Source organism: Pseudomonas sp. xss_2 (assembly GCF_043104195.1).
Taxonomy (GTDB): Bacteria; Pseudomonadota; Gammaproteobacteria; order Pseudomonadales; family Pseudomonadaceae; genus Aquipseudomonas; species Aquipseudomonas urmiensis.
Genome location: NZ_JBICKL010000091.1, coordinates 24,266 through 51,230 on the forward strand (window position 1 = coordinate 24,266; position 26,965 = coordinate 51,230).

The window sequence follows — 26,965 nt, forward strand, 5'->3', positions numbered from 1 at the left end:
CATCAGGTTAGAATCGATTGGCACGCAACCTGCGTGCTCGGCGTCAGCCTTCCCTTCGCGTTTCCCCCGGAGTACTGCCTTTGGATGCAAGCACCATCAATAGCCTGTTCCTGATCGGCGCATTGCTGGTGGGTGCAAGTATCCTGGTCAGTTCGCTGTCATCGCGCCTGGGCATCCCTATTCTGGTCATCATCCTCGCGGTCGGCATGGTCGCTGGAGTCGATGGTGGCGGCATCATCTTCAACAACTATCCAACCGCCTACCTGGTGGGCAACCTGGCCTTGGCGGTGATCCTGCTCGACGGCGGCCTGCGCACGCGGGTGGCGAGCTTTCGCGTAGCCTTGTGGCCGGCGTTGTCGCTGGCCACAGTGGGCGTTTTGATCACCACGGCGTTGACCGGCATGGTCGCCGCCTGGCTGTTCGACCTGAGCCTGATCCAAGGGCTGCTGATCGGCGCCATCGTCGGTTCGACCGACGCCGCAGCGGTGTTCTCGCTGCTCGGCGGCAAGGGTCTGAACGAACGGGTCACCGCTACGCTCGAGATCGAATCGGGCAGCAACGACCCGATGGCGGTGTTTCTCACCGTCACCCTGATTGACATGATCGCCAGCGGCCAGACTGGCCTGCACTGGAGCCTGTTGACCCACCTGCTGCGCGAGTTCGGCATCGGCGGCCTGCTGGGCCTGGGCGGCGGCTGGCTGATGTTGCAGCTGGTCAACCGGATCAACCTGGCCGGCGGCCTGTACCCGATCCTGGTGGTCGCCGGTGGTTTGGTGGTGTTCTCCCTGACCAACGCCCTGCATGGCAGCGGCTTCCTTGCTGTGTACCTGTGCGGCCTGGTGTTGGGCAACCGACCCATTCGCAGCCGTCACGGCATCCTGCACATGCTCGACGGCATGGCCTGGCTGGCGCAGATCGGCATGTTCCTGGTGCTCGGCCTGCTGGTCACGCCGCACGACTTGCTGCCGATCGCCCTGCCCGCGCTGGGCCTGGCGCTGTGGATGATCCTGGTCGCCCGCCCCCTTTCGGTGGTCGCCGCCCTGTTGCCGTTCAAGGCTTTCCATGGCCGCGAGAAAGGCTTCATCTCCTGGGTTGGCCTGCGCGGTGCAGTGCCGATCATTCTTGCGGTGTTCCCGCTGATGGCCGGGCTGCCGCAGGCGCAGCTGTTCTTCAACCTGGCGTTCTTCATCGTGCTGGTATCACTGCTGGTGCAGGGCACCAGCCTGCCGTGGATGGCCAAGCTGCTGAAGGTTACGGTGCCGCCGGACCCAGCGCCGATCTCCCGCTCCGCGCTGGAGGTGCACGTCACCAGCGAGTGGGAGCTGTTCGTCTACCGCCTGGGCGCTGAAAAATGGTGCATCGGCGCCGCCCTGCGCGAGCTGAAGATGCCTGAAGGCACGCGAATTGCCGCGCTGTTTCGCGGCGAGCAATTGCTCCACCCCTCGGGCAGCACCGTGCTGGAGGTGGGCGACATGCTCTGCGTAATCGGTCATGAGCACAATCTGTCGGCGCTGGGCAAACTGTTCAGCCAAGCGCCCCAGCGGGGTTTGGATCTACGCTTCTTTGGCGACTTCGTCCTTGAAGGTGATGCCGAGCTGGGTGCAGTGGCGGCACTTTATGGCCTGAAACTCGATGGCCTGGACGCGAAAATGCCGTTGGCGCAGTTCATCCGACAAAAGGTCGGAGGCGCTCCAGTAGTAGGGGATCAGATCGAATGGCACGGCACAATCTGGACCGTCGCGGTGATGGACGGGAACAAGATCCACAAAGTCGGCGTCAGATTCCCGGAAGGTACTCGGCCTGGCCCCGGGTTGTTCCTCTAGACTTCGACTTGCCTCGTTTTACAAGAACCCTGCACAAGACTCTGCCTATGTCCCTGCGCGTGTATCTCCGCGCAGCCCTGCTCGGGCTGTGCTTGTCCCTCTCGTTCGCCGTCAGCGCGGCCGAGGCTCCAACCACCGCCGGCATCCAGAACAGCCTCGACAAGATTGCCGATCGCAAGCTTCCGGAGGCCGAGCAGAAGGCTCTGCAGCAGGTCCTCGAAGACACCTTGAGCCTGCTCGGCAGCAAGGAAGACAGCGAGAAGAAGCTCGCCGCGCTCAAGCAACAGCTGGCCGACGCCCCGCGCCTGACCAGCGAAAGCCAGCGCGAACTGATCAAGCTCAAGACCAGCAAGACCGTACCGGTCGCCCAACGCTACGCCAGCCTCAGCGTGCCGCAGTTGGAACAGCTGCTCAGCGAACGCAGCACCCTTCAGGGTGAGCTGCAAAAAGCGCTGTCCGAAGCCAACAGCCTGATCATCAACTCGCAGACCCGCCCCGAGCGCGCCCAACGCGAGATCAGCAACAACCAGACTCGCGCCCAACAGATCAACAGCAGCCTCAAGTCCGGCAAGGACAACGGCAAGACCCTGTCCGCCGACCAGCGCAACCAGCTCAATGCCGAACTGGCCTCGCTCAACGCCGTGACCCTGCTGCGCCGCCAGGAACTGGCTGGCAACGGCCTGCTGCAAGACCTGGGCAACGCTCAGCACGACCTCTTGATCGAACGCGCAGCGCGTCTGGAGCAAGAAATCCAGGACCTGCAGACGCTGATCAACGACAAGCGCCTGGCCCAGTCGCAGCAAACCGTCACCCAGCAGTCGATCGAAGCGCAAAAAGCCGGTGGCAGCAGCCTGTTGGCCACCGAGAGCGCTGCCAACCTCAAGCTCTCCGACTACCTGCTCAAAAGCACCGACCGCCTCAACGAGCTGACCCAGCAGAACCTCAAGACCAAGCAGCAGCTCGATAGCCTGACCCAGGCCGACCAGGCCCTGGACGAGCAAATCAACGTGCTCAAGGGCAGCCTGCTGCTGTCCAAGATCCTCTACAAGCAGAAGCAGACCCTGCCGCACCTTAAGCTCGACCGCGACCTGGCCGACCAGATCGCCGACATCCGCCTGTACCAGTTCGAGATCAACCAGCAGCGCGAGCAGATGAGCAACCCAGTGGGCTACGTCGACCGCCTGCTGGCCACGCAGCCCGAGCAGGATGTCACCCCACAACTGCGCAAAGCCCTGCTGGAAGTGGCGATTACCCGCAGCGACCTGCTTGAACGGCTGAACCGCGAACTGTCCGCCCTGCTTAACGAGTCGATCACCCTGCAGCTCAACCAGAAGCAGCTGCTGAGCACTGCCCAGGGCCTGCGTACCACCCTGGAAGAGCAGATGTTCTGGATCCCCAGCAACAAGCCGCTGGATTGGGAATGGCTGCGCAGCGTGCCGCAACGCTTCGTCGACCAGGTCGCCAACCTGCCCTGGGGTTCGGGGATCAAGGAGCTGACTGACGGCCTGATCCAGCGGCCGCTGCTGTTCCTGCCGCTGTTCCTGGTCATCGGCGGGCTGTTGTGGCGCCGCAAATACCTGTACCAGCGGCTGGGTAAGGTTCACCAGGACATCGGCCACTTCAAGCGCGATAGCCAGTGGCATACGCCCCAAGCCATCCTGATCAACATTCTCCTGGCCTTGCCGGTCAGCATTGCCCTGGCCCTGGGCAGCTACGCACTACAGATCGACGCGCGTGGGCAGAACGCCAACCTCGGCGCGGCCCTTTGGCAACTGGCCCAGGCCTGGTTGGTGTTCTACACCGCCTATCGCATCCTTGCCCCGGGCGGAGTGGCAGAAATCCACTTCCGCTGGCACAAGCCGCAAGTCGAGTTCCTGCGTGGCTGGGTGCGCCGCCTGGGTACCGTGGTGCTGGCATTGGTCGGCGTGGTGGCGGTGGCTGAACACCAGCCCTCGGCGTTGGCCGACGACGTCCTGGGGATCGGCGTGGTGCTGACCTGCTACGCGCTGATGGCCTGGCTGCTCAGCCGACTGCTGCTCAGCAGCCCGGCGCACCGCGATACCTCGCTGTTCCGCAAAGCAGTCGGGGTGGCCTTCACGGCCCTGCCGATCGCGCTGTTCGTGGCCGTGTGCTTTGGTTACTACTACACCGCGCTGAAGCTCACCGACCGGCTAATCTACACCCTCTACCTGCTGCTGTTCTGGCTGGTGATCGAGGCCGCCTTCGTCCGGGGCCTGTCGGTGGCCGCTCGGCGCCTGGCCTACCAACGTGCGCTGAGCAAGCGCCAGGCGACCAAGGAAGGGCTCGATGGCGAGGTCATCGCCGAGGAGCCGACGCTGGACATCGAGCAGGTCAACCAGCAGTCGCTGCGCCTGATTCGCCTGGCCCTGCTTGGGGGGTTCATTGGCGGCCTGTACTGGGTCTGGTCGGACCTGATCACGGTGTTCGCCTACCTCAACAACTTCACCCTCTACGAGTACACCAGCGGCACCGGTGCCGCCGCCAGCATGGTGCCGATCAGCCTCGGCGATCTGCTTGGCGCGCTGGTGATAGTCGGTATCACCTTCGCCCTGGCGGGCAACTTGCCTGGCTTGCTGGAAGTGTTGGTGCTGTCGCGCTTGAACCTGGCCCAGGGCAGCGCCTACGCCACCACCACGTTGCTGTCGTATGTGATTGCCGGGGTGGGCTTCGTCAGTACCCTGTCGACCCTCGGGGTGAGCTGGGACAAGTTGCAATGGCTGGTCGCCGCGCTATCGGTGGGTCTGGGCTTTGGCATGCAGGAGATCTTCGCCAATTTCATCTCCGGCATCATGATCCTGTTCGAACGCCCGGTGCGCATCGGCGACACCATCACCATCGGCAACCTGTCCGGCACGGTGAGCAAGATCCGCATCCGCGCCACCACCATCACCGACTTCGACCGCAAGGACATCATCGTCCCCAACAAGACCTTTATCACCGGCCAGCTGATCAACTGGTCGCTGACCGACACGGTCACCCGGGTGACCTTGAAGCTGGGCATCGACTACGGTTCGGACCTGGACCTGGTGCGCGACCTGCTGCTCAAGGGCGCCCATGAGAACCCGCGGGTGCTCAAGGATCCGGAGCCGCTGGTGTACTTCCTCAACTTCGGCGAAAGCTCGCTCGATCACGAGCTGCGCATGCACGTGCGCGATCTAGGCGACCGCAACCCGACCCTGGATGAGATCAACCGCTACATCAACCGCGAGTTCAAGGCGCACAACATCAAGATTTCGGTACGTCAGGTCGAGGTGTTCCTGATGGATACCCAGGGGCAGAAGCAGAAGTTGATTGCTGTCGAGGGGGGTGATGGCACTGCACCGCAGAGCACTCGGCCGGTGTAACTGGACTCCAAAGGGCGTGAACCGCAGAATTGCGTCGAGGGCTACGCCCTCGTTCGCAGGCAAGCCCGCCCCACAGGAGCCGCATAATCCCTGTAGGCGCGGGCTTGCCTGCGAAGGGCCGCACCGCGGCCGCCAATTCTCCAACCAGGAGCCGGCCCTTGAAAGCCCTCGACCAACTGACCTTCGACAACCGCTTCGCTCGCCTGGGCGATGCGTTCTCCACCCAGGTCTTGCCCGACCCGATCGCCGACCCACGGCTGGTCGTCGCCAGCCACTCAGCCATGGCCCTGCTCGACCTCGACCCCGCGCAAGCCGAGCTGGCGCTGTTCGCCGAGCTGTTCAGCGGGCACAAGTCATGGCAAGACGCCGACCCACGGGCGATGGTCTATTCGGGCCACCAGTTCGGCTCCTACAACCCACGCCTGGGCGACGGCCGCGGCCTGCTGCTCGGCGAAGTGGTCAACGATGCTGGCGAGCACTGGGACCTGCACCTCAAGGGCGCCGGCCAGACCCCTTACTCACGCATGGGCGATGGCCGCGCGGTGCTACGCTCGTCGATCCGCGAGTTCCTTGGCTCCGAAGCCCTGCACGCCTTGGGTATCCCCAGCAGCCGTGCCCTGTGCGTAGTCGGCTCCAGCACGCCGGTCTGGCGCGAAACCCGCGAAAGCGCGGCGATGCTCCTGCGCGTTGCTCAAAGCCATGTCCGTTTCGGCCACTTCGAGTATTTCTACTACACCCGTCAGCCAGAACAGCAACAGCTGCTGATCGATCATGTGCTGGAACAGCATTACCGCGAATGCCGCGAGGCCGAGCAGCCGTACCTGGCCATGTTCCGCAGCATCGTCGAGCGCAATGCCGAGCTGATTGCCCGCTGGCAAGCCTATGGCTTCTGCCACGGGGTGATGAACACCGACAACATGTCGATTCTGGGTATCACCTTCGACTTCGGCCCGTTCGCCTTCCTCGACGACTTCGACGCCAATTTCATCTGCAACCACTCCGATGACCGAGGCCGCTACAGCTACTCCAACCAGGTGCCAATCGCCCACTGGAACCTCAGCGCCCTGGCCCAGGCCCTGACACCCTACATCGAGGTCGAGGCGCTCAAACAAGCGCTTGGGCTGTTCCTGCCGCTGTACCAGGCGCATTACCTGGACCTGATGCGCCGCCGCCTGGGTTTGACCAGCGCCGAGGACGATGACCTGGCGCTGGTCGAGCGCTTGCTGCAACGCATGCAAAGCGGCGGCGTCGACTACACGCTGTTCTTCCGCCGGCTTGGCGAGCAGCCGGTGGCCGAGGCGCTGAAGGTGGTGCGTGATGATTTCATCGACCTCGCCGGCTTCGATGCCTGGGGCGCAGATTATCTGGCCCGCTGCGAGCGGGAGCCTGGCAATGCCGAAGGGCGGCGTGAGCGGATGCATGCGGTGAATCCGCTGTATGTGCTGCGCAACTACCTGGCGCAGAAAGCCATCGAAGCGGCTGAGGGCGGCGATTACAGTGAAGTGCGGCGGTTGCATCAGGTGCTGAGCAACCCCTTCGAAGAACAACCCGGGATGCAGGCCTATGCTGAACGGCCGCCAGAGTGGGGTAAGCATCTGGAGATCAGTTGCTCATCGTAAACGGACCACTTTCGGGGGCGCAAAGCGGCCCAAAAACACCCAGGAGTTTCTATGTCAGAACCATTACTGATCCCCTGCCCGCACTGCAACGGCCTCAACCGCCTGCCCGCCGCACGCCTGAACGACGCCCCCAAATGCGGCCGTTGCAAACAGAACGTACTCCTGAACAAACCCTTCGACCTCAGCGAAAGCAGCTACACCAGCCAGATCAAAGGCGACCTGCCGCTCCTGCTGGACGTGTGGGCCGACTGGTGCGGCCCATGCAAATCCTTCGCACCGATCTTTGAACAGGCTGCCAGCCAACTCAGCGGCCGCTGCCGCCTGGCCAAGCTCGACAGCGAGGCCAATCGCAACCTCGCCGGGCAACTGGGCATCCGCTCGATTCCCAGCCTGATCCTGTTCAACAATGGCCGCGAAATCTGCCGCCAAGCGGGCGCCTTGCCACTCCAGTCATTGCTGGAGTGGTTGCGGAGCCAAGGGGTCTAGAGGGAAAACCTGGAGATGCTGGCGCTATTGATCAGGTGCCAGCCAAGAGAGACTCATACGGAATGCGCAGCCCATCATGAAGACGTTTGATCATGGACAGGCTCAGCCCGCGCTTGCCATTCAACACTTCAGAAACCCGTCCGCTTGGCCCGATGAATCGCTCCAGATCTCGCGGAGTCAGGCCCTGTTGATCCATGCAGAACTTAATGGCCTCAACAGGATTTGCGGGATGGATTGGATAGTGCTTGTTCTCATAGACCTCAATGAGGGTCACCAGCACTTCCATTTCGTCAGCTTCCGACGTTCCGGCATCTGCCTGGAAGATTGCCTCCAGCCGCTGAAAAGCAGCTCGCAGGTCCTCATCATTACGGATCGGTTTAATATTCATTGATCGTCTCCACGTCTATTTCGTCATAGCGCTTGTGCGTACCGATGAATTTCACCCAAGCGATACCGGCTCGATACTGCATCTCAACCACCAGCCGGTACTTGTTGCCCCCAATGTTGAAGACCACACGATTGTTGCCACAGATACTGGCATTACCGATATGTGCCTTGACGTCCTGTGGCGTCCGCCAATCAGCTTTCAGGGTTAAATCGTGCCAGCTTTCCAACGGTGCCTTGGAATCCTCGAACCCGGGTATTTCCCAAAACTTCACCAGGGTACTTTTGGCAATCACACGCATCCAAGCTTATCTCCCGTTTTGGGAGATAATAGTACCTTCACTCACTGCGCTCAAGCAGATCATGCAACTCGACAAACTGCTGAGTCAGCTTGTGCCGGGGCTCCAGATGGATCAGCGGCAAGCTGGCGTGGTGCGATTCGCGCATCTTCACCGAGCTGCTCAGGTACACCGGCAACACCGGCAAACCCTCTTCGAGTAGCTCGTCGAGCATCTGTTGCGGCAGAGTGGCGCGTGACTGGAACTGGTTGACGACAATGCCTTCAACCACCAAGTCTTCGTTGTGGTCATCCTTGAGCTCTTCGATCTCAGCCAGCAGGCCATACAGCGCCTGGCGCGAGAAGCTGTCGCAATCGAACGGAATCAGCACTCGATCGGCAGCGATCAACGCGGAAACTGCATAGAAATTCAGCGCAGGCGGGGTATCGATGTAGATGCGCTCGTAATCCTCATCCAGATCATCGAGCAGTTTGCGCAGCTTGTTGATCTTGTGTTTGGCCTCAAGCTTGGGCTGCAGGTCGGCCAGCTCCGGGGTCGCGGTGACCACGTGCAGGTTGTCGAACGGTGTTTCGTAGATATCGACCTTGTTCTTCTTGGCAAACGGCCCGCTGGACAGGCTCTGCTTGAAAAAGTCGGCGATACCCATGGGGATGTCCTCACCAGTCAGCCCGGTCAGGTATTGGGTCGAGTTGGCCTGGGCATCCAGGTCGATCAGCAGGGTCCGATAGCCCTCATTGGCGCTCACCGCCGCCAGGTTGCAGGCGATGCTCGACTTGCCCACACCACCTTTCTGATTGAATACCACGCGCCGCATGAGAGACCTCCGTGTATCAACGAATGCCCGAGTATGTGTGCAGCGGCCGGGCTTGACCAGTACCGTTGCTCAACCTTCTCCTACAACAACCGATACCTTGTCCAGGCACTGTTATCAGACGCATCTGGCTCGCCAGCAAAGCCATGTATCGCTAACCTCGTGATTTTTCCGCTGGCCACGGTCTAAGCATTTGCTACAGCTCGGCAGCACCGGGATAATGCGCGCCAGTCGGCGAATGCCAATTCCCTGTCAGGCCGTTGTGGCGCTCATTTCAATGGCGAACGCGTCTCCACAGGGCGGGAAACAGACACATCGTGATCACCTTCGACATCAGCCAATGGCGCGCTTGGGCTCCAGGCCTGCAGACGCTTGCCGATTGGCAGGCCTGGGCCGATGGCGCCGATCTTCCTGCAGATGACGGCCAAGCGCCAGACGTAGGGTTCTTGCCGGCCATGCAACGGCGGCGCCTGAGCTATCTGGCGCGCATGGCGTTTGCGGTCGGCTGGCCGCTGGCCGAAGGTATCGAGGCCTTGCCGCTGGTGTATGTCTCGCGCCACGGCGAAACCCCGCGCACCTTCGCCCTGCTCAGCGAGCTGGCCGAGCGCCAGCCGTTGTCACCCACCCAGTTCAGTTTGTCGGTGCACAACGCGGTGATCGGCTTGTGGTCGATCCTGCGCGGCGAAACCAGCGAAATGACCGCCCTGGCGGCGGCCGGCGACGGTTTCGAGCAAGGCGTGATCGAAGCCGCTGGCCTGCTCCATGAGGGGGCGCCGGCGGTCCTGCTGATCGTCGCCGAAGAGCAGCCGCCAGTCGCTTACCGGCCGTGGATCGACGATGTGCCCTGCGCCTACGCCGTGGCCCTGCTGCTAACCCCCGGCACGCAGTGGCAACTGACCCTCGGCCAAGCGGTCTCAGGGCAAGCAGCACCAGGCCCTGCGCCGCTGCCGCATGCACTGAGCTGGCTACGCGCCCTGCTCAGCGAGCAAACCCGCCTCACTCACCCAGGAAAGCAGCGCTCATGGACCTGGCAACGACAGCCATGAACACGCCTCGCGACGCCTACTATTGGCGCCTGCTGGCGACCGCCCTGAGCTTCTTGCTGTTCGGCGTCGGTGGCCTGTGCCTGCGGCTGCTGGTGTTTCCTTTGCTCGCCTGCCTGCCAGGTGATGCCGAGCGCCATCAACAACGCGCCAGGCGCACCATCGGCTGGCTGTTCTGGCACTTCATCCGCTTCATGCGTGCCAGCGGCGTGCTGACTTATGAGATCATTGGCGCCGAGCGCCTGGGGCGCCCTGGGCAGATGATCATTGCCAACCATCCGTCGCTGATCGATGTGGTGTTTCTTATCGGCCTGGTGCGCAACGCCAACTGCGTAGTCAAGCAAAGCCTGTTCGCCAACCCGTTCACCCGTGGCCCGGTCCGCGAGGCGCAGTACCTGGGTAACGATGGCAGCATGCAGATGTTCGATGCGGCAGTCGATGCACTGCACCAGGGCCAGCCACTGATCATCTTCCCGGAAGGCACCCGCACCGAACCCGGCAAACCACCGGCCTTTCATCGTGGCGCCGCCGCAATCGCCCTTCGCGGTGCGAAGATCATCACGCCTGTGACCATCAGCGTCAGCCCCACCACGCTGACCAAGAACGAGCCGTGGTACCGCATCGCCCGGCGCCGCGTGCACGTGCGCCTGAAGGTCGGCGGCGACATCGACCCGGCGACTTTCGCAGCCCAGGGCCCGGCGCCCATGGCCTCGCGCCGGCTCAACGACTATCTGCATCACTATTTCATCAAGGAGCTCGCCGAAGATGAGCGATCCACAGCAACACCTGAACCGTGATATCAAGCAGTTGATCATCGATGCCCTGGGCCTTGAAGACATCACCGTGCAGGACATCGACGACCAACAGCCCCTGTTCGGCGAAGGCCTGGGCCTGGATTCGGTGGACGCGCTCGAACTCGGCCTGGCCCTGCAGAAGCACTTCGGCATCAAGATCGACGCCGATGCCAAGGACACCCGTAGCCATTTCAGCAACGTCGCCAGCCTGGCGGCGTTCGTCACTGCCCGTCAGGCCGCCTGAGACCGCCCCATGCAAAACCGTGAAGACATCTTCAATATCCTGCGCGACGCCTTGGTCGAGCTGTTCGAAACCAACCCTGCCAGCATCACCCTGGACTCCAACCTGTACCAGGACCTGGAGATCGACAGCATCGATGCCATCGACCTGATCGACCATATCAAGCGCCAGACCGGCAAGAAGATCAGCGCCGAAGACTTCAAGAGCGTGCGCACCGTGGGCGATGTGGTCGAAGCCGTATTCCGCCTGGTCAACACGGCGGCATGAAACGCCTGGTCGGCCTGGGCCTGGTGCTGGCCGGCGTGCTGTATCCGTTTGCCGTGCATTTCGGTCTCGGCCATTTCGCGCCCTGGCAGTTCGCCGTGCTGCTCGGCGGCCTGTGGCTGGCCCGCAGCGTCAGCGCACCGCGCCGCCCCGGCAACCTGTGGATGGCGGCAGTAGCGCTGACGTTCTGCGCCGTGCTCGCGCTTTCCGACAGCAGCCAACTGCTGCGTTGGTATCCGGTGCTGGTCAACGCCTTCATGCTGGTGCTGTTCGGTTCGAGCCTGAAATACGGCCCGCCGCTGGTTGAGCGCTTGGCCCGCTTGCGCGAACCGCAGCTGCCTGAAGCGGCGCTCAGCTACACCCGCCGAGTGACCCAAGTGTGGTGTGGCTTCTTTGTGCTCAACGGCGGGATCGCTGCGGCTCTCACCCTCTGGGCGCCGCTGAACTGGTGGACCCTGTACAACGGCCTGATTGCCTATATCGCCATGGGCCTGCTGTTTGCCGGTGAATGGCTGACACGACAACAGGTGCGAGGACGCGCATGAACTGGATCAACCCCGAGCAGCTGTTGCGCCCCGTGGACGGGCCGCGCTTGGTCACGCAGGCGCCCGCCCTGACGCATGCCGAGCTGTGTGAACAGGCCCTGCGCCTGGCCGGTGGCCTGCAAGCGAAAGGTATCCAGCGCCTGGCGGTGCACCTGCAAGACGCTGCCGCGCTGGCCATCGCGTTGCTCGGTGCCTGGCGCGCCGGCGTGCAGGTCTTGCTACCGGCCGACCTGCAAGCGCAGACCCGCGCACGCTGGGACGATCAGGTCGACCTGTGGATAAGTGACCAGCCCGGTGACCTCAGCATCGCCGACCTACAGGGCGAACCGCTGTCGCCCGCCGAGCTGGATCTCGATAAGTGCCGGATTGGCCTGTGCACCTCAGGTTCCAGCGGCCAAGCCAAGCTGATCGACAAGCGCCTGCGCCAGCTGGCCAATGAAGTCGCCGCCCTGGAGCACCTGTGGGGCGCGGCCCTTGGCGATGCCTGGATCATCGGCAGCGTGGCCACCCAGCATATCTACGGCCTGTTGTTCCGCGTGCTTTGGCCTCTCTGTGCCGGCCGGGGTTTCCTGCGCCAGCCAATGCCCTTCCCCGAAGATCTGCAGCGGGCCAGCCGCGAACTGCCAAGCTTTGCCTGGGTGGCCAGCCCGGCGCTGCTCAAGCGCATGGGCGATAACCTCGATTGGCCAGCGTTGAGCCAGGTGCGCAAAGTGTTCTCATCAGGGGGCGAGCTGCCGGCCGCGGCAAGTGCACGTCTGCAGCAGCGGCTTGGCCAATGGCCCGTGGAGATCCTCGGCAGCTCGGAAACCGGCGGTATCGCCTGGCGAGAGGGCGGCGACCTGTGGCAACCCTTCGCAGGCGTGCAACTTGCTGTGGATGAACAGGGCGCCCTGCGCATCGCCTCGCCCTACTTGCCGCCTGGCCATATCGAACAAAGTGCCGACGCTGCTGAACTGTTCAGTGATGGCCGCTTGCGCCTGCTCGGCCGCCTCGACCGCATCGTCAAGCTGGAAGAAAAACGTATCGCCCTGCCCATGCTCGAACAGGCGCTGTGCCGCCACGCCTGGGTCAGCGAAGCGCGCCTGGGCGTGATCGAGGAAGGCCGTGCCTCGCTGGGCGCCTTGTTGGTGCTTAGCCCAGCCGGCGTGCACGCCTTGCGCAACCAGGGCCGGCGGACCTTGCTCGACAGCCTGCGCCAGCACCTGGCCCAGTATTGCGAGGCGCTGGCCCTGCCGCGGCGCTGGCGGCTGCTACGGCAACTGCCGATGAACGCCCAAGGCAAGCTAGCCGAGGCGCAGGTCCAGGCCCTGCTCAAAGCACCACGGGCGAATGATCCACAGGTGCTTGAGCGGCTGGAAGAGGGCGCTCTGCTGCGCCTGTGGGTACCTGCGGACCTGCCCTGCTTCACCGGCCACTTCCCGAGCACGCCGATCCTGCCGGGCGTGGTGCAGATCGACTGGGCCATTACCCTCGGCGCAGCACTGGTGCCGCCAGGGCTGCGTTTCGCTGGCATGGAAGTGCTCAAGTTCCAGCAACTGGTGCGCCCCGCAGACGAGCTCGAACTGAGCCTGCGCTTCGACCCGCAACGCAGCAAGCTGTACTTTGCCTTCAGCCGCGCCGGCCAACCCTGCTCCAGCGGCCGTATTGTGTTGGAGGCCGCCTGTGCATAAGCCTTGTGCGGTGATCCCGGTGTACAACCACGAACGGGCGGTGCCTGCCGTGGTCGCTGAATTGCGCCGGGCGGGCTTACCCTGCGTGCTGGTGGACGACGCCAGCCATCCGCCCTGCGCCGAAGTGCTACGCCAGCTGGCTGGCCAGCCGCAGGTGTTCCTGGTCACCCTGAGCAGCAACCAGGGCAAGGGCGGCGCGGTGATGGCCGGTTTGCGCGAGGCGGCGCGGCTGGGTTTTAGCCACGCCCTGCAAGTGGACGCCGATGGCCAGCATGACCTGGCCGATATCGCCACTTTCCTGGCCCATTCGCAGGCCCATCCACAGGCGCTGATCTGCGGTTATCCACAGTACGACGCCAGTGTGCCCAAGGGCCGCCTGTATGCCCGCTACCTGACTCACGTATGGGTGTGGATCAACAGCCTGTCGCTGGCGATCCCTGATTCGATGTGCGGTTTTCGGGTTTACCCGCTGCCAGCGACCCTGGCCCTGATCGACTCGGTGCAACTGGGCCTGCGAATGGATTTCGACACGGAAATTCTCGTGCGCCTGGCTTGGCGCGAGCAACCGATGCGCTGGCTGCCAACCCGTGTGCATTACCCGCGGGACGGCGTCTCGCACTTTCGCCTGGTGCACGACAACGCGCTGATTTCGCGCATGCACGCGCGCTTGTTCTTCGGCATGCTGCTGCGCGCGCCACTGATCCTCTGGCGTCGGTGGCGACGATGAACAGCCCATCACGGCACTGGGCCGAGCAACGCGAACGCGGCAGTTTCTGGTTGATGAAGCTGACCGCCGGGCTGGTGCGCCTGCTTGGCCGGCGCCTGCTCAGCCCGCTGATCCACGCCATCGTGCTGTACTTTTTCCTGTTCGGCCGCCGTGCCCGGCGCAGCGCCTGGCAGTATCAACAACGGCTGGCTGCGTACAGCGGCGCAGCCACGCCAGCGCCCAGCCACTGGCAGGTGTTTCGCCAGTTCATGGCCTTCGCCGACTCCCTGCTGGACAAGCTCGACGCCTGGAACGGCAAGCTGCGCCTGCAAGATATCGAAATCGACGACCCTGCCGGCCTGCGCCAGCAACTGCGTGGCAGCCGCGGGCAAATGCTGGTCGGCGCGCACCTGGGCAACCTCGAAGTCTGCCGGGCCTTGGCCGAGCTGGGCGAGCAGGTGACCATGAACGTACTGGTGCACACCCACCATGCCGAACGCTTCAATCGCTTGCTGGGCGAAGCCGGGGCCAGCCACCTGCGGCTGATCCAGGTCAGCGAGCTGGACCCGGCGATCATGCTGCAGCTGTCCGAACGCCTGGAGCGCGGCGAATGGCTGGCGATTGCTGGCGACCGCGTGCCCCTGCATGGCGCGCGTACGGTCGAGGTGGATTTCCTCGGCCATCCGGCGGCATTTCCCCAAGGCCCCTGGTTGCTGGCAGGGTTGTTGGGTTGCCCGGTCAACCTGCTGTTCTGCCTCAAGCGCGAAGGCCGCTATCGGATCACTCTTGAGCCGTTCGCCGAGCGCCTGCTCTGGCGGCGCGACAACCGCGAACAGGTAATCGGCGAATGGGCTGCGCGCTACGCTGCGCGACTGGGCCATTATTGCCAGCAGGCGCCCACCCAATGGTTCAACTTCTACCCCTTCTGGAAAGACCGATGACGACGCATGAGTCTGTAACCTTCGGCGAGGCGCCGCTCGCCATCGAGGATGTCCTGGCCCTGAGCCAGCGCCAAGCAGCCGCACGCCTGGAAGAGGATCCCGCCTATCGTGAGCGGATCGCTCGCGGCGCGCGTTTTCTCGACACCCTGCTGGACAAGGAAGGGGTGATCTACGGCGTCACCACCGGCTATGGCGACTCGTGCGTGGTGGCTGTACCGCCGGAGCACGTCGAAGCCCTGCCGATCCACCTGTACACCTTCCATGGCTGCGGCCTGGGCAAGCTGCTCGAGCCTGCGGCCACCCGCGCGGTGCTGGCAGCGCGGCTGCGCTCGCTGAGCCATGGGATGTCGGGGGTGCGCCTGGAGTTGCTGGAACGGCTGCGCGCGTTCCTCGAACACGACATCCTGCCGCTGATCCCCGAAGAGGGCTCGGTGGGCGCCAGCGGCGACCTGACCCCGCTGTCATACGTAGCGGCGACCCTGTCTGGCGAACGCGAGGTGCTGTACCGCGGTGAAAAGCGCAGCAGCGCCGAGGTACATCGGGAACTCGGCTGGCAACCGCTGGTGCTGCGCCCCAAGGAAGCCCTGGCATTGATGAACGGCACCGCCGTGATGACCGGCCTGGCCTGCCTGGCCTTTGGCCGCGCCGACTACCTGCTCAAGCTGGCCACCCGGATCACCGCACTCAACGTGATTGCGTTGCAGGGCAACCCTGAGCATTTCGACGAGCGCCTGTTCGCCGCCAAACCGCACCCCGGCCAGACCCAGGTCGCCGCCTGGCTGCGCCAGGATCTGGCCATCGACGCCCCAGCAGCCCCGCTGCACCGCCTGCAAGACCGCTACTCGCTGCGCTGCGCACCCCATGTACTGGGGGTGCTGGCCGACAGCCTGGGCTGGTTGCGCAGTTTTATCGAAACCGAGCTCAATAGCGCCAACGATAACCCGATCATCGACGGCGACGCCGAGCGAGTTCTGCATGGCGGGCATTTCTATGGCGGGCATATCGCCTTCGCCATGGACAGCCTGAAGACCCTGGTGGCCAACGTCGCCGACCTGCTCGACCGCCAGCTCGCGCTGCTGGTCGACGCACGCTACAACCATGGCCTGCCGAGCAATCTGTCGGGTGCCGAAGCAGGCCGTGCGATGCTCAACCATGGCTTCAAGGCAGTGCAGATCGGCGCCAGCGCCTGGACCGCCGAGGCGCTCAAGCAGACCATGCCCGCCAGCGTGTTTTCCCGCTCCACCGAATGCCACAACCAGGACAAGGTAAGCATGGGCACTATCGCCGCACGCGATGCCTTGCGCGTTCTTGAGCTGACCGAGCAGGTCGCTGCGGCAACCCTGCTGGCAGCCAATCAGGGCGTCTGGCTGCGTCGCCGCCAAGCAGGTGAGCGACCGCTGCCGCCGGCGCTGGCCGAGATGCATGCGGCGTTGCTGGAAGATTTCGCCCCCGTCATCGAAGACCGCGCGTTGGAGCGAGAACTGCGCCTGTGCCTGAGCCGTATCGCTGAGCGACATTGGAGGCTGCATGCGTAGCCCCGGCGTGTTCCACGTCGATACTGAGATCGTCGTGCCGTTCTTCGATGTCGACAGCATGCATATCGTCTGGCACGGGCACTACGTCAAGTACCTGGAAGTCGCCCGCTGTGCCTTGCTCGACAAGCTCGAGCACGACTATCGGCAGATGCACGCCAGCGGCTACATGTGGCCGGTGATCGACTTGCAGCTGCGCTACATCCGTGGCGCCACGTTCGGCCAGCGCCTGAACGTGCGCGCCAGCCTGGTGGAATGGGAAAGTCGACTGAAGATCAATTACCTTATCAGCGATGCCGCAAGCGGCGAGCGCATGACCCGCGCCAGCACAGTGCAGGTTGCAGTGCACATCGACAGCGGCGAAATGCAACTGGCCTCACCGCAGGTGATGCTGGACGCGGTGCAGAAGGTGCTGTCATGAAATGTGCCACTGGGCCTGCGTTGCAGGCCATCACAACACTGCAAAGCCTTGTGGGAGCGGGCTTGCCCGCGAAGGGTCGTAGCGCGACCGCAAACCCTCCAAACCACTCCATGGCGCTGGCGTTACGCGCCCTCACCACGTTAGCCCTGCTGCTCACCAGCCCACTAACCTTCGCCTTCACCCTCGAAGACCTGCAAAAGCAGCTAAGCGAACCCGCCGTAGTCAAAGGCCCCTTCATCCAGGAAAAACACCTGCGCGCCCTCCCCCAGCCCCTGGTCAGCCGCGGCCAATTCGTCCTGGCCCGCGACCACGGCCTGCTCTGGCTGTTGCAAACACCGCTGCGCCAGGACTACCGCATCAGCGCCAGCGGCATTGCCCGGCGTGATCCATCCGGCTGGCAAACCCTGCCCAGCCGTAGCGCCGGCGCCGAGCAGAACCGTCTGTTTTTCGCTGTCCTGCAAGGCGACAGCAGCGGCCTGCAACGCGACTTCGAACTGAACTTGCAAGGCACCGCCGAGCACTGGCAACTGCAGCTGAACCCTCGCTCGCTGTTGCTCAAGCAGATCTTCCGCCGTATCGACATCGCCGGCGGCCAGTACGTCGAGCGCATCGAGCTTGAAGAAAGCCAAGGCGACAGCACCGTGCTGCGCATGCCAGCCAGCAGCGGCGCCACCGCCCTGAGCGATACGGAGCGCAGCGATTTTGCCGATTGAACGTCTGTTGCCACGGCTGTTCCTGGCCTTGCTGATTGCTGTGCTCGCCGTCGCCGGCTGGCAGTGGCAGCGTGGCGCGCCGCTGTCGGGCGACTTGATGGCGCTGGTGCCGGGCGACACCCAGGATCCGTTGGTACAGCGCGCCGAGCAACGCATGCAGGCACCGCTGAACCGCGAGATGCTGGTGTTGGTCGGCGACCAGGACCGCCAGCGCGCCGTGGCGCTCGCCGAACGCCTGGCCAAACAGTGGCAAGCCAGCGGCCTGTTCGAAAAGGTCCAGTGGAGCTTGCAGACCGACCTGCAAGCAGTGCGCGAACAATTGCTGCAAGGCCGCCTGGCAATGCTTTCGGCCGCTGATCGCAGGCAGCTGGTCGAACAGCCCGAGGCCTTTATCGAACAACGCGTGCAAAGCCTGTTCGACCCCTTCACCGGCTTTAGCCTGGTCCCCAGCCAGGACGATTGGCTAGGCCTGACTGGACGCATCCAGGCCAGCCAGCCGAAGCCCGCCAATGTCCAGCTCGACACCGCCAGCGGTGCGCTGATCGCCGAGGCTGACGGCAAGCACTGGGTATTGCTGCGCGCGCGCAGCCAGGGCGATGCCTTCGACCTGAAGTTGCCGTTGCAGGTCGCCGACCTGCTGGCCGCCAGCCGGCTCCAAGCCGAGCAGAGCGGGGCCCAACTGATGGCGGTCAGCGGCCTGTTGCACGCCGCCAATGGTCAGCGCCAGGCCAGCCGGGAGATCACCTGGGTCGGCGGTGGCGCCACCCTGGGCATTCTTCTGCTGTTGCTGCTGGCGTTTCGCCGCTGGCGGGTGTTGCTGGCATTCGTGCCGGTGCTGGTTGGCATGCTGTTCGGCGCGGTGGCCTGCGTGGCGCTGTTCGGCAAGATGCATGTAATGACCTTGGTCCTGGGTTCCAGCCTGATCGGGGTGGCGGTGGACTATCCGCTGCACTACCTGTCCAAGAGCTGGAGCCTGCGCCCTTGGCGCAGCTGGGCGGCGCTGCGGCTTACCTTGCCGGGGCTGAGCCTGAGCCTGGTCACCAGCTGCATCGGTTACCTGGCCCTGGCGTTCACCCCGTTCCCGGCACTGACCCAGATCGCTGCATTCTCGGCGGCGGGCCTGGTCGGCGCCTACCTCAGCGCAGTGTGCCTGCTACCGGCACTGCTGCAGTCTGTCGAGCTGCGCCCGGCAGACTGGCCGCTGCGCATCGCCCAGGCCCTCACCGACCTACGTGAACGCCTGCTGAGCAAAGTCCCCAGTGCCGTGTTGCTGGGCCTTTTGATGCTGTTCTGCGCCGCAGGCCTGTGGCAACTGGACAGCCGTAACGATATCCGCCAGTGGGTCGGTAGCTCACCGCAGTTGCTGCAAGAGGCGCAGGCCGTCGCACGCATCACCGGTTACCAGCCGACCAGCCAGTTCTACCTGGTCCGCGCCGCCGACCAAGGCCAACTGCTCGAACGCTTGCAGGGGTTGAGTACACAGCTCGACGAGCTGGCTGAGCTGGACAAGCTCAAGGGCTACATGAGCCTCAGCCAACTGGTCGCCAGCGCTGGCGCTCAGCAACAGCTACGCCAGGCGCTGGCGCAATTGCCTGCCCATTGGCAACCGTTGCTGGCGCTGGGCGTGCCGCAAGATGCATTGGCCGCAGAGCTTGAACAACTGCGCAGCCTGCCCGATCGTTCGATCGAGCACGTCCTGGCTGGCCCGCTCGGCGAGGCTTGGCGACCGTTGTGGCTGGGCGAGGATGGCCATGGCGTGGCGGCGATCGTCAGCCTGCAAGGGCTCAATGATCCGGCGCTGCTGCGCTTGCAGACCGATGAACTGCCAGGGGTGCAACTGGTGGATCGGCTCGGTCAGCTGAACCAGTTGTTCGCCGCTACCCAAGTCAGCGCCGCTGAGTTGAAACTGCTGTCGTGCGCGCTGATCCTATTGCTGTTGGTCGTGCCCTTCGGTTTGGCTGGCGCCCTACGGCTGGTAGCCCTGCCGCTGCTGGCCGCGCTGTGCAGCCTGGCCAGCCTTGGCTGGCTGGGGCAACCGCTGACCCTGTTCAGCCTGTTCGGCCTGCTGCTGGTAACGGCGATCAGTGTCGACTACGCGATCCTCATGCACGAACGGATCGGCGGCGCTGCGGTCAGTCTGCTCGGCACCTTGTTGGCGGCGCTCACCACCTGGCTGTCGTTTGGCCTGTTGGCACTGTCCAGCACGCCGGCGGTGAGCAACTTTGGTCTGGCAGTGAGCCTGGGCCTGGCCTTCAGTTTCGTCCTGGCGCCTTGGGCCGCCGCCCGTGATAGAGAACCCGCGCAATCATGAAACCCCTGCTGCTGTTGCTGACCTTGCTGCTGAGCGCCTGCGCTGCGCGGCCACCGCTACCGGAGCGCCTACCCCAGCTGACGCTGCCGCAGCAATTGCACGTGCAACGCGAACAAGCCGGGCAACGTCAGGACTGGTTGTTGGTGGTGCAGCGTGAAAATGGCCACCTGCGCTGGTCGCTGCTCGACCTGATGGGCATCCCCCAGGCGCGGCAATTGCTCGATGGCCAGGACTGGCAAGCCGATGGCCTGCTGCCGCCCAACCCCGCTGCGCGCGAGTTGTTCGCCGCCGTGCTGTTCGCGCTAACTCCCGAGCAGCAACTGCTGCAGCTTTATCCACAGGCCCGGCAGCAGGAGCAGCGGCGCTGGCTGGATACGCGCTGGCAGGTCGACTATCGCCAGGCCGACCACTTCACCTTGAACCTCGGCCAGGGCCTGCGTTACCTCGTCAGCCCTCTGCCCAATGAGACTGCGCCATGACCACCTACCTCAATGCCCTGGGCCTGGTCTGCGCCCTTGGCCAGGGCCAGGCCGAAGTCGCCCGCAAGCTGTTCGCCGGTGACTGCTCAGGCATGCAAGCGCAGGACGGCTGGGTGCCGCAGCGCCGCCTGCCGGTCGGCGCCGTGGCCGGCCCGTTGCCGCAGCTACCCCTAGCAGGCCAGCAAAGCCGCAACAATCAGCTGCTGTATGCCGCTGCCCTGCAGATCGAGCCGGCCATCCGCCAGGCCATCGAGCGCCACGGCGTACAGCGGGTCGGCGTGGTGCTAGGCACCAGCACCTCGGGAATCGACGAAGCCAGCGCCGGCATCGCCCACTACCTGGACGCTGGGCACTTCCCTGCGGACTATCGCTATGACCAGCAGGAACTGAGCGCACCGGCCAACTTCCTGGCCGCTTGGCTGCAACTCGAAGGCCCGGCCTATGTCATCTCGACCGCCTGCACCTCCAGTGGCCGCGCCCTGTTGAGCGCACGCCGACTGCTCGATTTGGGCCTGTGCGATGCGGTGCTGTGCGGCGGCGTCGACAGCCTGTGTGGCCTGACCGTCAATGGCTTCAACGCCCTGGAGGCCGTCAGCTCACAGCGCTGCAACCCGTTGTCGGTCAACCGCGCTGGGATCAATATCGGCGAAGGCGCGGCGCTGTTCCTGATGACCCGCGAAGGTCCAGGCATTGCCCTGCTCGGCGCAGGCGCCAGCTCAGACGCGCACCACATTTCCGCCCCCGAACCGAGCGGCAAGGGCGCCTTGCAGGCCATGGGCAAAGCGCTGGACAATGCCCGTCTCAAGCCCGCGCAGATCGATTACCTGAACCTGCACGGCACCGCCACCGAGCACAACGACGCCATGGAATGCCGGGCCGTGCACAACCTGTTCGGCGCCCAGCTGCCTTGCTCATCGAGCAAGCCGATGACCGGCCATACCCTCGGCGCCGCCGGCGCCCTGGAAGCAGCCTTCTGCTGGCTGAGCCTGAGCGAGCACAACCCACTCGGCCTGCTGCCGCCGCATGTGTGGGATGGCCAGGCCGACCCACAACTGCCCGCGCTCAATCTGGTCGATGGCAGCCAGCGCCTGGCCCTGCACGGCCCGCGCCGGTTGATGAGCAATTCGTTCGCCTTCGGCGGCAACAATGTCAGCCTGATTCTCGGAGATGCACCATGACCACCTGGCCCCTGGCCGACCTGCTGCCGCACGCCGGTGACATGATCCTCATCGATGGCATCGACAGTTGTGACGAGGAGCAGATCCACACCCACGCAACGGTCCGTGCCGGCGGCCAATTCAACCGTGCCGACGGCAGCCTGCCCGCCTGGCTGGCGCTGGAGCTGATGGCGCAGAGCGTGGCGGCCTATGCCGGCTGTCGCGCACGGCGCCTGGGCCAGCCGGTGGAAATGGGCTTTCTGCTCGGCACGCGCAAGTTCGAGTGCTCAGTCGAACACTTCCCCGTCGGCGCCCAACTGCGTATCCATGCCCTGCGCTCGTTGGAAGACGACAACGGCATGGGTGTGTTCGAATGCCACCTGCGCGGCGACGGCATCCAAGCCAGCGCCCGCCTGAATGTCTATCGCCCGCCCCAGGCAAGCCAGTACCTGGCCGAGCCGGCACCCGAGGAACACCCGCATGACTGACACCATCCTGGTCACCGGCTCCAGCCGCGGCATTGGTCGCGCTATCGCCCTGCGTCTGGCCCGCGCCGGCTACGATCTGGTCCTGCATTGTCGCAGTGGCCGCAGCGAGGCCGAGGCGGTTGCCGAACAGGTCCGCGCGCTGGGGCGCCAGGCACGCATCCTGCAATTCGATATCGCCGATCGGGCTGCCTGCGCTGCCATCCTCAATGAGGATGTTGAAGCGCATGGCGCTTACTACGGCGTGGTGTGCAACGCCGGGCTGACTCGCGATGGCGCCTTCCCGGCCCTGAGCGAGGACGATTGGGACCAGGTCATGCGGACCAATCTGGATGGTTTCTACAACGTCCTGCACCCCTTGATGATGCCGATGATCCGCCGCCGTGCGCCGGGGCGCATCGTCTGCATCACCTCGGTTTCCGGGCTGATCGGCAATCGCGGCCAGGTCAACTACAGCGCCTCCAAGGCCGGCCTGATCGGTGCGGCCAAGGCCCTGGCGATCGAACTGGGCAAGCGCCGGATCACGGTCAACTGCGTCGCCCCAGGGCTGATCGACACGGCCATGCTCGACGAGCACGTACCGGTCGAGGAGTTGCTCAAGATGATTCCGGCCCAGCGCATGGGCACCCCGGAGGAGGTCGCCGGCACGGTCAACTTCCTGATGTCCAGTGAAGCGGCCTACATCACCCGCCAGGTCATCGCGGTCAACGGAGGGTTGTGCTGATGCGCCGTGTCGTGGTCACCGGCATGGCCGGCATCACTGCCCTGGGCAATGACTGGGAAACCCTCTCCAGGCATTTTGTGAACAACCGCAGTGGCATTCGCCGCATGCACGAATGGGACGTTTTCGAAGACCTCAATACCCGCCTGGGCGGGCCCATCGACGACTTCGCAGTGCCCGCGCACTGGACCCGCAAGCAACTGCGCAGCATGGGCCGGGTCGCCCGCCTGGCGGTAGCGGCTGCAGAACGAGCGCTGGCCGATGCCGGTCTGCTCGACGACCCGAGCATCCGCGATGGCCGCATGGGCGTGGCGTGCGGCTCCTCTGCTGGTAGCACCGACGAGATCAAGGCGTTCGGCAACATGCTGCTCAACGCCAGGGCCGATGGCCTCAATGCCAACTCCTACGTGCGCATGATGCCGCACACCACTGCGGCCAACATCAGTATCTTCTTTGGCCTCACCGGCCGGCTGATCCCCACCTCCAGCGCCTGCACCAGTGGCAGCCAAGGGGTCGGCTATGCCTACGAGGCGATCAAGTTCGGCCGCCTGCCGATGATGCTCGCTGGTGGCGCCGAAGAGCTGTGCCCGACCGAGGCCATGGTGTTCGATGCCCTGTATGCGACCAGCCTGATGAACGACACCCCTGAACTGAGCCCGCGCCCTTACGACAGCGCGCGCGATGGGCTGGTAGTGGGTGAGGGTGGCGGCATGCTAGTGCTGGAGGAGCTGGAGCATGCGCTGGCCCGTGGCGCGCGCATTCATGCCGAGATCATTGGTTTTGGCAGCAATGCCGACGGCCAGCACATCACGCGTCCTGAACAGACCACCATGCGCCGCGCCATGGAGCTGGCGCTGGAGGATGCCGGGTTGGCGCCCGAGGCGATTGGCTACGTCAACGGCCATGGCACGGCCACTGAACAGGGCGATATCGCCGAGACCCTGGCTACCAGCGAACTGTTTGGGCCGCGGATGCCGATCAGCTCGCAGAAGAGCTTCCTCGGCCATACACTGGGCGCCTGTGGTGCGCTGGAGTCGTGGTTCAGCATCGAGATGATGAATCGCGACACGTACGTGCCCACCCTTAACCTCGACAACATCGACCCGCGCTGTGGCGAGCTCGACTACTTGCGTGGCGGCATGCGGGTGATGAGCAATGAGTACGTGATGAACAACAATTTTGCCTTTGGCGGGGTGAATACCTCGTTGATCTTCCGGCGCTGGCCAAGGGCTTAACGGCGCCTGCATCGGCCTCTTCGCGGGCCAGCCCGCTCCCACAGGGTCCGGTGGTGCTGCATATCTTTGTGGAGGCGGGCTTGCCCGCGAAGAGGCCAGTACGGGCTACAGGGTACTTTCGCGGGTCAGCAGCTCGGCAAATGCCCTGGCCATCGCCGAGCCACCCGCCTGACGCTGGACCAGCCACACCGCTGTCCCCGCGCCCTCATCGAGCAGGGTGCGATACACCACGCCATCAATACGCATGCGCTGGAACGACGCCGGCAGCACCGACACCCCCAACCCCGCCGACACCAGGCCAATGATGGTCATCGCCTCCCCCGCCTCCTGGGCAAAATGCGGGCTGAACCCCGCTTGCCGGGCCAGGCTCAATAACTGCGCATGCAAGCCGCTGCCATAGCTGCGCGGAAAGAACACGAACGGCTCATGGGCCAGCGCCGCCATGTACACGCCCTGCTCGCTCCCCTGCGCCAGCGGGTGCGAGGCGTTGATCACTGCCACCAGCGGCTCTCGGAACAACTCAGTGACGACCAATCCCTCTGGCAGCGGCATTGGCCGCATCAGGCCGACTTCGATCGACTCGTCGAATACCGCCTCGGCGACATCTCGACTGCTCATCTCCTTGAGGTTCAAGTGCACGGCGGGAAAGCGCTGGCGAAATGCATGAATCGCCTTGGGAATCTTCGAGGTAAACGGCGCCGAAGAGGTGAAGCCGATCTTCATCTCACCCAACTCGCCCAGTTGCGCTCGACGGGCGACATCAGCGGCTTTTTCCACTTGGGCGAGTACCTGGCGCGCCTCCTCTAAAAACAACCGGCCCGCTTCGCTCAGCTCGACCCGACGATTGGTGCGCTCGAACAGACGCGCGCCCAGCTCCTGCTCCAGCGCCTGGATCTGCTGACTCAGGGGGGGCTGGGAAATCCCCAGCTGCTGCGCGGCGCGGCCAAAGTGCAGCTCCTCGGCAACGGCGATGAAGTAGCGCAGGTGACGCAATTCCATGAGCAGCTCCAAACAAGTCGTACAACGTCTTAAATAGGTCGAACAATATATTGGATCTAATCATTAGCCAGCTATATGCTTTTTACAATTCGCAACACCGGCCCGCGTGCCCGAGGGACCCCTTCGTGAAAACTGCTGTAGCGCCTCTACCTGTCGACCCTGAGCCTGCCCCGCTGAACGAGATCTGGATCGAGAAAGGCACTCCCGCCTTCCTCAAGACCGTACTGGCATTGTTCAGCGGCGGCTTTGCCACCTTCGCCCTGCTCTACTGCGTGCAACCGATGATGCCGCTGCTGTCGCAGGAGTTCTCCATCAACGCCGCGCAGAGCAGCCTGGTGCTGTCGGTGTCGACGGCGATGCTCGCTTTTGGCCTGCTGGTCACCGGGCCGATCTCGGACCGGATCGGCCGCAAGCCGGTGATGGTATTCGCCCTGGTCTGCGCTGCGCTGTCGACCCTGGCCAGTGCGGTTATGCCAAGTTGGGAGTTGGTGCTGGCGACCCGGGCCTTGGTTGGCTTGTCGCTAAGCGGCCTGGCAGCGGTGGCAATGACCTACCTGAGTGAGGAGATTCATCCGCAGCACATCGGCTTGGCCATGGGCCTGTACATCGGCGGCAACGCCATCGGCGGCATGAGCGGGCGGCTGATCACTGGCGTGCTGATCGACTTCGTCAGCTGGCACACGGCGATGCTGACCATTGGCGGGCTGGCCCTGGCAGCGGCGGTGGTGTTCTGGAAAGTGCTGCCCGAGTCGCGCAACTTCCGCCCACAAGCGATGAACCCGCGCAGTCTGCTCGACGGCTTTGTCATGCACTTTCGCGACGCCGGGTTGCCGTGGTTGTTCCTTGAAGCGTTCCTGCTGATGGGCGCCTTCGTCACCCTGTTCAACTACATCGGCTACCGCTTGCTGGCCGAGCCGTATCACATGAACCAAGCGCTGGTGGGCTTGCTCTCGGTGGTTTACCTGTCGGGTATCTACAGTTCGGCGCAGGTCGGTGCCCTTGCTGACAAGATGGGGCGGCGCAAGGTGTTCTGGGCGAGCATCCTGGTGATGGCAGGTGGACTGTTGCTGACCCTGTCCAGCCCGCTGGTAATGGTGATCCTGGGCATGCTGGTGTTCACCTTTGGCTTCTTTGGCGCGCACTCGGTAGCCAGCAGCTGGATTGGCCGACGCGCATTGAAGGCCAAGGGCCAGGCGTCTTCGCTGTACCTGTTCTGCTATTACGCCGGATCGAGTGTGGCCGGGACGGCCGGTGGGGTGTTCTGGCACATGGCCGGATGGAATGGGATTGGCCTGTTCATTGGCAGCCTGTTGGCGGTGGCGTTGCTGGTTGCGTTGCACCTAAGCCAATTGGCGCCCAAGACCACGTGAAGCCGGGGCCGCTTTGCGGCCCTTCGCGGGCAAGCCCGCTCCCACAGAGTCTTGCAGCGCTGTCGAACCCTGTGGGAGCGGGCTTGCCCGCGAAGGGTCGCAAAGCGACCCCAGTCCTCTGGATCAGTTAATGATCTCGACGATATCCACATCCACTTCGCGGCTCATCAGGTTCTTCTCGACTTCACCGGTCAGCTTGACCTTGGTCTTGTCGTTGAAGCCTGCCGCTGGCATGTCCTCATCGTCGATCTCGACTTTGATGGTGCCGGTGTTGTCCTTGAATTCGTACTTGTCGTCGTTATCCAGCTTCTTGGTCACGAAGCCTTGCAGGACCACGCGGGTGTCGTCAGCGGCGTCGTTGGCAGCAGCCACAGTGGTGACCGGTTGAGCACCTGGACCGGTGTAGGTATTGGCCAGGGCAGCGGTGCTGAACAGCGGCGCGAGAATCAGGGCGAAGTAGCGAGCTTTCATGAGGTTCAGGTCCTGTATCGGTTGAGATGGGACCAGATTAACGACGATCGCTGAATTAAACCTTAATCCAAACGCATCGC

At 64.0% G+C, this 26,965-nt stretch carries 26 protein-coding genes and 1 pseudogene; 22 read left to right on the plus strand and 5 right to left on the minus strand.

What is annotated here, in order from left to right; genetic code table 11:
• Positions 1-80: 80 nt before the first annotated feature.
• The 4 genes from ACF8K2_RS23175 (at position 81) to trxC (ending at position 7,293) form a co-directional block, all read left to right on the plus strand.
• Positions 81-1,823: a potassium/proton antiporter gene (locus ACF8K2_RS23175; RefSeq protein ID WP_264235645.1), complete on the plus strand. Its 1,743-nt coding sequence runs from the start codon at positions 81-83 to the stop codon at positions 1,821-1,823.
• Between the two features lie 47 nt (positions 1,824-1,870).
• On the plus strand, positions 1,871-5,188 hold the full coding sequence (gene mscK, locus ACF8K2_RS23180) for a mechanosensitive channel MscK (protein WP_392467849.1): 3,318 nt from the start codon (positions 1,871-1,873) through the stop codon (positions 5,186-5,188).
• Between the two features lie 158 nt (positions 5,189-5,346).
• Complete coding sequence (selO, locus tag ACF8K2_RS23185; RefSeq protein ID WP_392467851.1) at positions 5,347-6,807, plus strand: protein adenylyltransferase SelO; 1,461 nt, start codon at positions 5,347-5,349, stop codon at positions 6,805-6,807.
• Between the two features lie 51 nt (positions 6,808-6,858).
• Positions 6,859-7,293, plus strand: a complete 435-nt coding sequence (gene trxC / locus ACF8K2_RS23190) for a thioredoxin TrxC (RefSeq protein WP_392467853.1) — start codon at positions 6,859-6,861, stop codon at positions 7,291-7,293.
• Positions 7,294-7,324: 31 nt separating this feature from the next.
• Here trxC and ACF8K2_RS23195 read toward each other — a convergent pair whose 3' ends face one another.
• The 3 genes from ACF8K2_RS23195 to ACF8K2_RS23205 are packed head-to-tail and all read right to left on the minus strand — an operon-like array spanning position 7,325 to position 8,790.
• Positions 7,325-7,681 carry a type II toxin-antitoxin system HigA family antitoxin gene (locus ACF8K2_RS23195; RefSeq protein WP_392467855.1) on the minus strand — a complete coding sequence of 119 codons (357 nt, stop codon included), beginning with the start codon at positions 7,679-7,681 and terminating at the stop codon, positions 7,325-7,327.
• Complete coding sequence (locus ACF8K2_RS23200; protein ID WP_264235650.1) at positions 7,671-7,979, minus strand: type II toxin-antitoxin system HigB family toxin; 309 nt, start codon at positions 7,977-7,979, stop codon at positions 7,671-7,673. Before ACF8K2_RS23200 ends, ACF8K2_RS23195 begins: the two co-directional genes overlap by 11 nt.
• 37 nt (positions 7,980-8,016) lie before the next feature.
• Positions 8,017-8,790, minus strand: coding sequence for a ParA family protein (locus ACF8K2_RS23205; protein ID WP_392467857.1), 774 nt, complete (start codon positions 8,788-8,790; stop codon positions 8,017-8,019).
• A 314-nt stretch (positions 8,791-9,104) separates the two neighbouring features.
• Here ACF8K2_RS23205 and ACF8K2_RS23210 point away from each other — a divergent pair, with 314 nt between their 5' ends.
• The 17 genes and pseudogenes from ACF8K2_RS23210 to ACF8K2_RS23290 all read left to right on the plus strand — a co-directional run bounded on the left by ACF8K2_RS23210 (position 9,105) and on the right by ACF8K2_RS23290 (position 24,045).
• Positions 9,105-9,833, plus strand: coding sequence for a beta-ketoacyl synthase chain length factor (locus ACF8K2_RS23210; protein WP_392467859.1), 729 nt, complete (start codon positions 9,105-9,107; stop codon positions 9,831-9,833).
• Positions 9,809-10,627 (plus strand): lysophospholipid acyltransferase family protein, encoded by an 819-nt coding sequence (locus tag ACF8K2_RS23215; protein WP_392467861.1) that lies wholly within the window; start codon positions 9,809-9,811, stop codon positions 10,625-10,627. Before ACF8K2_RS23210 ends, ACF8K2_RS23215 begins: the two co-directional genes overlap by 25 nt.
• Positions 10,596-10,868, plus strand: a complete 273-nt coding sequence (locus ACF8K2_RS23220) for a phosphopantetheine-binding protein (RefSeq protein ID WP_186556593.1) — start codon at positions 10,596-10,598, stop codon at positions 10,866-10,868. The genes ACF8K2_RS23215 and ACF8K2_RS23220 overlap by 32 nt, the downstream gene beginning before the upstream one ends.
• A 9-nt stretch (positions 10,869-10,877) precedes the next feature.
• Entirely contained in the window at positions 10,878-11,132 is a 255-nt protein-coding gene (locus ACF8K2_RS23225; RefSeq protein WP_186556592.1) for an acyl carrier protein, read from the plus strand.
• On the plus strand, positions 11,129-11,674 hold the full coding sequence (locus tag ACF8K2_RS23230) for a hypothetical protein (RefSeq protein WP_392467864.1): 546 nt from the start codon (positions 11,129-11,131) through the stop codon (positions 11,672-11,674). Before ACF8K2_RS23225 ends, ACF8K2_RS23230 begins: the two co-directional genes overlap by 4 nt.
• Complete coding sequence (locus ACF8K2_RS23235) at positions 11,671-13,344, plus strand: AMP-binding protein (protein ID WP_392467867.1); 1,674 nt, start codon at positions 11,671-11,673, stop codon at positions 13,342-13,344. Before ACF8K2_RS23230 ends, ACF8K2_RS23235 begins: the two co-directional genes overlap by 4 nt.
• Entirely contained in the window at positions 13,337-14,071 is a 735-nt protein-coding gene (locus tag ACF8K2_RS23240; RefSeq protein ID WP_392467869.1) for a glycosyltransferase family 2 protein, read from the plus strand. The genes ACF8K2_RS23235 and ACF8K2_RS23240 overlap by 8 nt, the downstream gene beginning before the upstream one ends.
• Positions 14,068-15,001 (plus strand): annotated as a pseudogene (locus ACF8K2_RS23245) (glycosyl transferase). Before ACF8K2_RS23240 ends, ACF8K2_RS23245 begins: the two are co-directional and overlap by 4 nt.
• Positions 14,988-16,526, plus strand: coding sequence for a histidine ammonia-lyase (hutH, locus tag ACF8K2_RS23250; RefSeq protein WP_392467871.1), 1,539 nt, complete (start codon positions 14,988-14,990; stop codon positions 16,524-16,526). The pseudogene ACF8K2_RS23245 and the gene hutH overlap by 14 nt, the downstream one beginning before the upstream one ends.
• Positions 16,519-16,944, plus strand: coding sequence for a thioesterase family protein (locus ACF8K2_RS23255; protein WP_186556586.1), 426 nt, complete (start codon positions 16,519-16,521; stop codon positions 16,942-16,944). Before hutH ends, ACF8K2_RS23255 begins: the two co-directional genes overlap by 8 nt.
• Before the next feature lie 110 nt (positions 16,945-17,054).
• Positions 17,055-17,657 carry an outer membrane lipoprotein carrier protein LolA gene (locus ACF8K2_RS23260; protein WP_392467873.1) on the plus strand — a complete coding sequence of 201 codons (603 nt, stop codon included), beginning with the start codon at positions 17,055-17,057 and terminating at the stop codon, positions 17,655-17,657.
• Positions 17,647-19,968 (plus strand): MMPL family transporter, encoded by a 2,322-nt coding sequence (locus ACF8K2_RS23265; RefSeq protein ID WP_392467874.1) that lies wholly within the window; start codon positions 17,647-17,649, stop codon positions 19,966-19,968. Before ACF8K2_RS23260 ends, ACF8K2_RS23265 begins: the two co-directional genes overlap by 11 nt.
• A complete protein-coding gene (locus tag ACF8K2_RS23270; RefSeq protein ID WP_189661932.1) occupies positions 19,965-20,447 on the plus strand; it encodes a hypothetical protein in 483 nt (160 codons plus the stop codon). The genes ACF8K2_RS23265 and ACF8K2_RS23270 overlap by 4 nt, the downstream gene beginning before the upstream one ends.
• Positions 20,444-21,625 carry a beta-ketoacyl-[acyl-carrier-protein] synthase family protein gene (locus tag ACF8K2_RS23275; protein ID WP_392467876.1) on the plus strand — a complete coding sequence of 394 codons (1,182 nt, stop codon included), beginning with the start codon at positions 20,444-20,446 and terminating at the stop codon, positions 21,623-21,625. Before ACF8K2_RS23270 ends, ACF8K2_RS23275 begins: the two co-directional genes overlap by 4 nt.
• A complete protein-coding gene (locus ACF8K2_RS23280; protein ID WP_392467878.1) occupies positions 21,622-22,092 on the plus strand; it encodes a 3-hydroxylacyl-ACP dehydratase in 471 nt (156 codons plus the stop codon). Before ACF8K2_RS23275 ends, ACF8K2_RS23280 begins: the two co-directional genes overlap by 4 nt.
• Positions 22,085-22,813 carry a 3-oxoacyl-ACP reductase FabG gene (fabG, locus tag ACF8K2_RS23285; RefSeq protein ID WP_186556581.1) on the plus strand — a complete coding sequence of 243 codons (729 nt, stop codon included), beginning with the start codon at positions 22,085-22,087 and terminating at the stop codon, positions 22,811-22,813. Before ACF8K2_RS23280 ends, fabG begins: the two co-directional genes overlap by 8 nt.
• Complete coding sequence (locus tag ACF8K2_RS23290) at positions 22,813-24,045, plus strand: beta-ketoacyl-ACP synthase (protein ID WP_392467881.1); 1,233 nt, start codon at positions 22,813-22,815, stop codon at positions 24,043-24,045. The genes fabG and ACF8K2_RS23290 overlap by 1 nt, the downstream gene beginning before the upstream one ends.
• A 105-nt stretch (positions 24,046-24,150) precedes the next feature.
• Here the strand turns inward: ACF8K2_RS23290 and ACF8K2_RS23295 are convergent, their stop codons facing one another.
• Complete coding sequence (locus ACF8K2_RS23295; RefSeq protein ID WP_392467882.1) at positions 24,151-25,044, minus strand: LysR substrate-binding domain-containing protein; 894 nt, start codon at positions 25,042-25,044, stop codon at positions 24,151-24,153.
• 125 nt (positions 25,045-25,169) lie between these two features.
• Between ACF8K2_RS23295 and ACF8K2_RS23300 the strand changes: the two genes are divergently transcribed.
• A complete protein-coding gene (locus ACF8K2_RS23300; protein WP_392467884.1) occupies positions 25,170-26,414 on the plus strand; it encodes an MFS transporter in 1,245 nt (414 codons plus the stop codon).
• A gap of 123 nt (positions 26,415-26,537) precedes the next feature.
• Here ACF8K2_RS23300 and ACF8K2_RS23305 read toward each other — a convergent pair whose 3' ends face one another.
• On the minus strand, positions 26,538-26,885 hold the full coding sequence (locus ACF8K2_RS23305) for a YgiW/YdeI family stress tolerance OB fold protein (RefSeq protein WP_186556577.1): 348 nt from the start codon (positions 26,883-26,885) through the stop codon (positions 26,538-26,540).
• Positions 26,886-26,965 lie beyond the last annotated feature (80 nt).